The sequence below is a fragment of the Achromobacter mucicolens genome, assembly GCF_902859725.1.
Lineage (GTDB): Bacteria > Pseudomonadota > Gammaproteobacteria > Burkholderiales > Burkholderiaceae_B > Achromobacter > Achromobacter mucicolens.
The window spans coordinates 20,743-28,208 of sequence record NZ_CADIJP010000034.1 but is presented as its reverse complement, the minus strand read 5'-3'; the positions used below and the strand labels follow the sequence as shown (position 1 = coordinate 28,208).

General features: G+C 69.3%; 8 protein-coding genes. 2 read left to right on the top strand and 6 right to left on the bottom strand.

Features of this window, described 5'->3' with window-relative positions:
- Nucleotides 1–44: 44 nt before the first annotated feature.
- A complete protein-coding gene (locus HV786_RS26600) occupies nt 45–533 on the top strand; it encodes a 2-amino-4-hydroxy-6-hydroxymethyldihydropteridine diphosphokinase (RefSeq protein ID WP_175212066.1) in 489 nt (162 codons plus the stop codon).
- A gap of 33 nt (nt 534–566) precedes the next feature.
- On the opposite strand, the gene HV786_RS26595 is transcribed toward HV786_RS26600, so the two are convergent.
- The 4 genes from HV786_RS26595 to HV786_RS26580 form a co-directional block, all read right to left on the bottom strand.
- Nucleotides 567–1,463, bottom strand: a complete 897-nt coding sequence (locus HV786_RS26595) for a sugar kinase (protein WP_128830005.1) — start codon at nt 1,461–1,463, stop codon at nt 567–569.
- A gap of 65 nt (nt 1,464–1,528) precedes the next feature.
- Nucleotides 1,529–2,362, bottom strand: a complete 834-nt coding sequence (locus HV786_RS26590) for an HpcH/HpaI aldolase/citrate lyase family protein (RefSeq protein ID WP_128830004.1) — start codon at nt 2,360–2,362, stop codon at nt 1,529–1,531.
- Nucleotides 2,359–3,552: a CaiB/BaiF CoA transferase family protein gene (locus tag HV786_RS26585; protein WP_175212065.1), complete on the bottom strand. Its 1,194-nt coding sequence runs from the start codon at nt 3,550–3,552 to the stop codon at nt 2,359–2,361. Before HV786_RS26585 ends, HV786_RS26590 begins: the two co-directional genes overlap by 4 nt.
- A complete protein-coding gene (locus HV786_RS26580; protein ID WP_128830003.1) occupies nt 3,549–4,379 on the bottom strand; it encodes an HTD2 family dehydratase in 831 nt (276 codons plus the stop codon). The genes HV786_RS26585 and HV786_RS26580 overlap by 4 nt, the downstream gene beginning before the upstream one ends.
- A gap of 188 nt (nt 4,380–4,567) precedes the next feature.
- Between HV786_RS26580 and HV786_RS26575 the strand changes: the two genes are divergently transcribed.
- Nucleotides 4,568–5,461, top strand: a complete 894-nt coding sequence (locus tag HV786_RS26575; protein ID WP_128830002.1) for a LysR family transcriptional regulator — start codon at nt 4,568–4,570, stop codon at nt 5,459–5,461.
- A gap of 60 nt (nt 5,462–5,521) precedes the next feature.
- Here HV786_RS26575 and paaG read toward each other — a convergent pair whose 3' ends face one another.
- Both paaG and HV786_RS26565 read right to left on the bottom strand, forming a co-directional pair.
- Complete coding sequence (gene paaG / locus HV786_RS26570; RefSeq protein ID WP_128830001.1) at nt 5,522–6,328, bottom strand: 2-(1,2-epoxy-1,2-dihydrophenyl)acetyl-CoA isomerase PaaG; 807 nt, start codon at nt 6,326–6,328, stop codon at nt 5,522–5,524.
- On the bottom strand, nt 6,325–7,437 hold the full coding sequence (locus HV786_RS26565; protein ID WP_175212064.1) for an acyl-CoA dehydrogenase family protein: 1,113 nt from the start codon (nt 7,435–7,437) through the stop codon (nt 6,325–6,327). Before HV786_RS26565 ends, paaG begins: the two co-directional genes overlap by 4 nt.
- Nucleotides 7,438–7,466 lie beyond the last annotated feature (29 nt).

Below are 7,466 nucleotides of genomic sequence, written 5' to 3'. Positions count from 1 at the left end.
CGCCGCAGCGGGCCGCGCAGCGCGCCCGCCGGCGAGTAACCGCCGTGCCGCAGCCGCCTGTCCGCGCCTACGTGGGCCTTGGCGCCAATCTGGGCGACAGCGCGGCCACCCTGCGCCAGGTCCTGGCGCAGCTTGAGGCCACGCCCGGCATCTCCGGGGTGACGGCCTCGCCGTTCTACCGCAGCGCGCCGGTCGACGCCACCGGCCCCGACTTCATCAATGCCGTGGCCGCCGTGGATACCATTCTTGCGCCGCTGGCGCTGCTGGACGTCCTGCAGGCCCTGGAGCACGAACACGGCCGCCAGCGCCCCTACCGCAACGCCCCTCGCACGCTCGATCTGGATCTGCTGCTGCACGGCGATGCGCAGCTCGATCACGAACGGCTGATCCTGCCCCATCCCCGTCTGCATCTGCGCGCCTTCGTGCTGCTGCCGCTGCGCGACCTGGCGCCTGACCTGTCGGTGCACGGCAAACCGCTGGATGCGTGGATCGGCGCGATCCACGACCAGCCCATCGAACGGCTCGCGGGCTGATCACGCCCATCGGTACGCGCCGCCTGCCGGGCGTCAGGGCTTGGGCGTGAAGGCCATCATGGCGCGCTCGACGTCTTCCACGTCCGGCAGCCCCGCCTCATTGCCCAGATGCTGGATCTTGTGCGCCGAGGCCGCGCGCGCGAACGTGAAGTGCTCGATCCAGGGCTGGTCCGGCCGCGTCAGGTAGGACCACACGTAGGCGCCGTGAAACACGTCGCCCGCCCCCGAAGTGTCGATGATCCGCGAGGCGGGCACATCCAGCGAAGGCAGCGTGTCGACGCGCCCCGCTTCGTCGTACCAGAGCATCCCGCGTTCGCCCATCGTCACCGCGCCGATGCGGCAGCCGCGCGCCTTGAGCAGGTCCAGCAGGCCCTCGGGCGGCAGGTTCAGTTGTTCGCACATGCGCTCGGCGCACACGGCCACATCGATGTAACGCAGCAGCTCGTCGGTGTTCTCGCGCACGCCGCCTCCGTCCAGTGACGTCAGCACGCCGGCCTGGCGGCACGCCCTTGCGTAATGCAGCGCGGCATCGGGCTGATGGCCGTCCAGATGCAGCGCGCGATAGCCGGCGATGTCCAGGCGGGGAAAGTCGTTCAGGTAGTCGGCATCACGGGCGCGCAGGATGGCGCGCTTGCCGTTATTGGGCATGATGAACGACAACGACGACCGCCGCACGTGCCGCGCGTGCAGCGTGACGCCATGCGCGGCGGCCATGTCCGTGTACATGTGTCCCAGCCAGTCGGGCGCCAGGGAACAGATCAGATCGGGCGGCAATCCCAGCCGCGCGCAGGCAAAGGCCGCCGTGACCGCATTGCCGCCAAAAGACACCGCGTAATCGCGCGCCACGCTTTTCTGGTCGCCCGTGGGCCATTCGTCGGCCAGCACGGTTACGTCGATGTAGGTATGTCCGATAAAAAGCGCCTCGCCCATGGGCCCGCCCTGTCAGTTGCGCGCGGGGGCCTCGGTGTGGTCTGGACGAGGCGCCGGCGCGAGAATCAGCCGCGCGCGGACTCGCCCGCCTGCGCCAGCACCAGACGCGCCCGTGCGATGACGGGCGCGTCGACCATCTTGCCATCCAGCATGAACGTGCCCGCGGCCGTGTCGCGGTGCGCGGCCACAACGCGCCGCGCCCAGTCCAGTTCCTGCTGCGCCGGCACGAACGCGGCGTGAATGACCGGAACCTGCGCGGGATGGATGCACAGCATCCCGCCGAAACCCATTTGCTGCGCGCGGCCCGCGGCTGCCGCGAGACCCGTCTGATCCTGCACGCCAGGAAAAACGCCGTCCAGCGCAGGCGCCAGACCCGCCGCGCGCGTGTGCAACAGCACCTGCACCCGCGCGTGGTCCAGCACCGTTTCGGCGCCCGGCGTGTCGGGCGTCAGGCCCAGATCCAGGCCGTAGTCCAGGCTGCCGAACGCCAGCCGCGCGACGCCGGGGGTAGCGGCGATCTCGCCCGCATTGAGAATGCCCTGCGCGGTTTCCAGGATGGGGATCACCGGACAACCGGCCTGCGCCGCGTGCCGCACCTGCATCATGGTTTCGGCCTTGGGCAGCAGGATGCCCGCCACGCCGGCCTTGCCGCGGCAGGCCTTCAGATCGTCGTCGTGCCAGGAGGTGGAGGCGTCGTTGATGCGAACCCAGAGGCGGGCCTCGCGATTCATGCCCAGGAAATCGCACAGGGCTTCGCGGGCCGACGCCTTGGCCAGGTGTTCCACGGCGTCTTCCAGGTCCACGATGACGGCGTCCGCACCGGCGGCCAGCGCTTTGGGGATGCGCTCGGGCCGCGAGGCCGGCACAAACAGGGCGCTACGAACGACGGGATGTGTCACACGACCTCCGAGGCATGGAACTGCGCCACCTGATCCGGCGCGTATCCCAGTGATGCTAGCACCGCATCGGTGTTTTGGCCCACGGCGGGCACCGCGCCCATGCGCGGCGCGAATGCGTTGCTGGTGGCGGGCGGCAGCAGCGCCGGCAGCACGCCGGCAGGGCTGTCGACCTCGCTCCAGCGCTGGCGCGCCTGCAATTGCGGATGCGCCCACACGCCCGCCATGTCGTTGACGCGGGCATTGGCGATCTGCGCGTCTTCCAGGCGCTGCGTCACCTGCTCGATGGACAGGTCCGCGAACGCCGCCACGATGAGCGCGCGCAGGGCGTCGCGGTTGGCGGTGCGCAGCGAGTTGGAAATGAAGCGCGGGTCCTCGGCCAGATCGGCCTGGCGCAGCACCTGGGCGCAGAAGACGCGCCATTCGCGTTCGTTCTGCAGGCCCAGCATGATGGTCGACCCGCCGCCCACCGGGAACGGCCCGTACGGATAGATGGACGCGTGGGCCGCACCCGCGCGCACGGGCGGCGCCGCGCCGTCGAAGGCGTAGTACATGGGAAAGCCCATCCACTCGACCATGCTTTCAAGCATGGAGACGTCCAGGCGGCTGCCCACGCCAGTGCGCTGGCGCAGCAGCAGCGCGTTCAGGATGGCCGAATACGCGTACATGCCGGCAGCGATGTCCGCGATGGAACACCCCGCCTTGACCGGGTCATCCTTCGTGCCGGTAACCGACAGGAAGCCGCTTTCGCTCTGGATCAGCAGGTCGTAGGCCTTCTTGTCCTGGTAGGGACCGCCCTCGCCGTAGCCCGAGATGTCGCAGACGATCAGGCGCGGATGCTTCGCGTGCAGCGCCTCGAAGGACAGTCCCAGGCGCGCCGCGGCGCCGGGCGCCAGGTTCTGCACCAGCACGTCGGCCGATTCCAGCAGGCGGTCCATGATGCCGGCGGCTTCGTCGCGCTTCAAGTCCAGCGTCAGGCTCTCCTTGGAGCGGTTGGTCCAGACGAAGTGCGAGGACAGCCCGCGCACGCGCTCGTCGTAGCCGCGGGCGAAGTCGCCCGTGCCCGGACGTTCGATCTTGATGACGCGCGCGCCCATGTCCGCCAACTGGCGGGTGCAGAAAGGCGCGGCGATGGCGTGTTCCAGGCTGACGACGGTGATGCCGTCCAGTGGGCGGGAGGCCTGCATGTTCATTCGGTGAACCTCAATTCGGCTTGGTGGGCGAGCGTGCCGTCCTGCTCGGCCCAGAGCTGGGCGACGCCCGGCTCGGACAGGCGGCCGGCAACCTGGAAAGGCGTGGGGGAAATCAGCGGGCGCAAGCCGCGGTAGGCCAGGTGCGTGAGACGGGCCTTGGGATGGGCGCGAACAAACGCGGCGACCATCTCGGTGGCGATGAGCGGACCGTGGACGACGAGGCCGGGATAGCCTTCGACGCCGGTGACGTAGGGGTGGTCGTAATGGATGCGGTGGCCATTGAACGTGACCGCCGAATAGCGAAACAGCAGTACGGACGTGGGATTGACGGTGTCGCGCCATTCGGCCTGCGGCGCGGGTTCGCTGCCCGACAGCTTGGGCGGCGTGGGCTGGCGGTACACGATGTCCTGCTCTTCCAGGATGGCCACCTCGCCCGACTGGCGGTATTCATGGCGCACGGTCACGAACAGCAACGCGCCAGTGCGGCCCGCCTTCTCCTTGACCTCGGCCACGGTGGAGACGCGCTCGGCCGGCACGCCGACCTTGAGCGGCTGGCGGAATTCCACCCGGCCGCCGGCCCACATGCGGTTGCGGTCCTGCGCGGGCGGCAGGAACCCGCCGCGCGAGGGATGCCCATCCGTCCCCAATCCATCCATGCCGACCGTGGCAATGAAGAACGCCCATTGCCACAGCGGCGGCAGGTCGTCTCCCTGCGCCGGAACCGGTCCGCCCAACGTGGCGGCGATACGCGCGGCGTGGCCGGGGTCCATGGCGTCCGCCTTGCGCTCGCCGCTGCCGATCCATGCGGCCGGATCTGTAGATGTCATGCCGAGTTCCTCTGGTGGTGTTTTTACAGACTGAAGCATGCCCGCAAGCCGTCTGGGCTGTGAATTCGTTTTTCCTCAAGGCGGGGTTTGCTGCGCCTGAATCGGCCATCCGCGCCCTGGCCGGCCGTCGCGAATCGATCCCTATCCCGAATGGCCGCCCCCCGGCGCCACGCCGTAATATATGGACCATGCACTTCGACCTTGCCGACCTCCGACTGTTCATCCACATCGCCGAATCCCCCAGCCTGACGCAGGCGGCCAAACGGGCGCATCTGTCCCTGGCCGCGGTCAGCGTGCGGATCAAGGCGCTGGAAAACCAGCTCAATTCCCGCCTGCTCTACCGCGACAGCCGCGGTGTCGAGATCACGCCCGCCGGGCAGAAACTCTTGCAGCACGCGCGCGTCATCATGCGGCAGGTGGACCACCTGAAGCACGATTTCCAGGAACAATCCGACGGCGACGCGGGCCACATCCGCATCTTCGCCAACACCACCGCCGTCACCGAATTCATGCCGGACATCCTGGCGCAATTCCTGTCGGGTCACCCCGGCGTCACGGTGGACCTGCAGGAACGCCTGACCCGCGACATCGTGCGCGGCGTGCTGGACGGCACCACCGACCTGGGCATCGTCGCGGGCCCGGTGGATGCGCCGGAATTGCAGACCATCCACTTCAGCACCGACCGCCTCGTGCTGGTCGTGCCCAATGGCCATCCGCTGCAGGCTCAGGACAAGGTCAAACTGGCGGACGCCGTGCGCTACCCGTTCATCACCATGCACGAAGGCTCCACGCTGGTGGCCTTTCTGCGCGACCAGCTCGAACGCATCGGCCAGCGCCTGCCGCAGCGCATCCAGCTCTACAGCTTCGACTCGATCTGCCGCATGGTGCAGGCCGGCGTGGGCATCGGCGTCATTCCCGACTCGGCCGCGCGCCGTTACGGGTCGGAGACCAAGCTGCAAGTCGTCGAACTGGACGAACCCTGGGTGGTGCGCGAGCGCAAGCTGTTGGTGCGCGACATCGACGCCCTGCCCGGCTGCGCGCGCGAACTCATCGATCAGATCCAGACGCCGCGACAAGCCTGAATCCAGCGCGACTGCTTTTCCGGGGCGCCTTTTTCCCGAGGCGCCTTTTTTCGCCGCGCCTCATTTGCCCGTGAACGCCGGCGGCCGCTTCTCCGCGAACGCGCGCATGCCTTCGAGGTAGTCGTCGGTGTACCCCAGTTCGCGCTGCAGCCCGCATTCCAGATCGAACTGCTGCGCCAGCGTGTTGCCGCTGGACGCCTGCAACGCCGCCTTGGTGGCCGCGTAGGCGCGCGTGGGGCCGGCGGCCAGCGTGTCCGTCACCTGCCCGATCGTTTCCGCCAGCGCCGCGTCGGGCACGACGCGCCAGATCAGTCCCCAGGATTCCGCCTGCGCCGCCGACACCGATTCGCCGAAAAGCGCCGCCCCCATCGCGCGCGCCGATCCGACCAGGCGCGGCAGGAACCACGTTCCGCCCGCGTCGGGCAAGAGGCCGATCTTGCTGAACGCCTGCACGAAGCGCGCCGATTCCACTGCAAACACCACGTCGCAGGCCAGTACCAGGCTTGCGCCCGCGCCGGCCGCCACGCCGTTCATGACGCACACCACCGGCACGGGCAAGGCGCGCAGGCGGTTGATGAGCGGCCGGTAGCACTTGTCCAGCATGACGCTCAGGTCCCGGCGCGAGCCGTCCTCGGCGGGCTTGCGTTCACCCAGATCCTGCCCGGCGCAGAATCCGCGGCCGGCCCCGGTGATCACGAGCCCGCGCAGGCCCGCGTGCCCTTCCAGCAGGTCCAGCGCGCGCGACAGCTCGCCGTGCATCACCTCGGTGAAGCTGTTCATGCGCTCGGGCCGGTTCAGTGTGATGACGCCAACGCCGCGATCCAGCGTGAACAGGATCTGCGTAAAGGCCGGTGCGTGCGCGCTCATGCCAATTCCTCCAGAACGGCCAGTTGCTCGGCGGTATCGCCCATCAGTTGATCGACCACGGTCAGCCGCTTGAAGTAGTCGCCCACCTCCAGTTCGTCGGTCATGCCCATGCCCCCGTGCAACTGCACGGCCAGCTGCGCGACCAGGCGCCCGGCGCGGGCGGCTTCGAGCTTGGCCGATGCGATCATGCGGCGCCGCTGCGCCGCGTCGGATTCCGTCAGCGCCGCGACGGCCACATAGGCCATCGACAGCGCAAGCTCCTTGGCCAGCAGCATTTCGGCCAGCCGGTGCTGCAAGGCCTGAAACGTCGCCAGCGGCTGGCCAAACTGCTTGCGGGTCTTCAGGTAATCGACCGTGATCTCCAGCAGGCGCTCCATCGCCCCTGCCGCGTGCGCGCACAGCGCGGCGGTGCCCCACTGCAAGGCCTGCGCCAGCGCGTGGTCGGCCGCCTCGCCTTCTGCCAGCAATGCCTGCGCGGGCACCGCCACCGCGTCCAGATCCAGCCGCGCGCAGCGCGCGCCGTCCAGCGTGGGCGTATCCGTCACACGCACGCCGGCGGCATCGGCGGGCACCGCCAGCAGCACGGTCCGGCCGTCCTCGCCTTTTGCACTGACGAACCACGCATCGGCGGCCGCGCCGTGCCACACCAGGTGCTTGGCGCCGTCCAGCCGCCAGCCTTCGGCCGTGCGGGCAGCGCGGCAGTCCTGCGGGTTGGCGGCGTAACGGCGGCCGGGCTCCTGCCACGCCACGCTGACGATGGCCTCGCCCGACGCAATGGCCGGCAGCCAGCGCCCGCGCGCCGTCTCGCCGCAGGCGTCGGCCAACGCCGCGCCCATCACCGCGCTCGGAATGACCGGCTCGGAAACGAGCCCCCGCCCCAGCTCAACGTGCACCGGCAGCAGGCTGGCGGGCACTTCGCCGAAGCCGCCGTGATCTTGCGAGATGTTCAGGCCCAGCACGCCCAGTTCGGCCAGCGCCTGCCACGCCTGCCGGTCCAGCTTGCCCGCGGCCTGCCGGGCCCGCCGCTGCGGAAAGGTCCATGCCTGGTCCACCAGGCGGCGCAGGCTGTCGGCCAGCATGCGCTGTTCTTCGGTGTAGATGAAATCCATGCGTCGTGTTCCTGTCGAGGTTGCGCGGC

Coding starts and splice junctions, on each gene's coding strand:
- HV786_RS26575 (WP_128830002.1), top strand. CDS start 4,568: ATGCACTTCGACCTTGCCGACCTCCGACTGTTCATCCACATCGCCGAA.
- HV786_RS26580 (WP_128830003.1), bottom strand. CDS start 4,379: ATGACATCTACAGATCCGGCCGCATGGATCGGCAGCGGCGAGCGCAAG.
- paaG (WP_128830001.1), bottom strand. CDS start 6,328: ATGAGCGCGCACGCACCGGCCTTTACGCAGATCCTGTTCACGCTGGAT.
- HV786_RS26595 (WP_128830005.1), bottom strand. CDS start 1,463: ATGGGCGAGGCGCTTTTTATCGGACATACCTACATCGACGTAACCGTG.
- HV786_RS26565 (WP_175212064.1), bottom strand. CDS start 7,437: ATGGATTTCATCTACACCGAAGAACAGCGCATGCTGGCCGACAGCCTG.
- HV786_RS26585 (WP_175212065.1), bottom strand. CDS start 3,552: ATGAACATGCAGGCCTCCCGCCCACTGGACGGCATCACCGTCGTCAGC.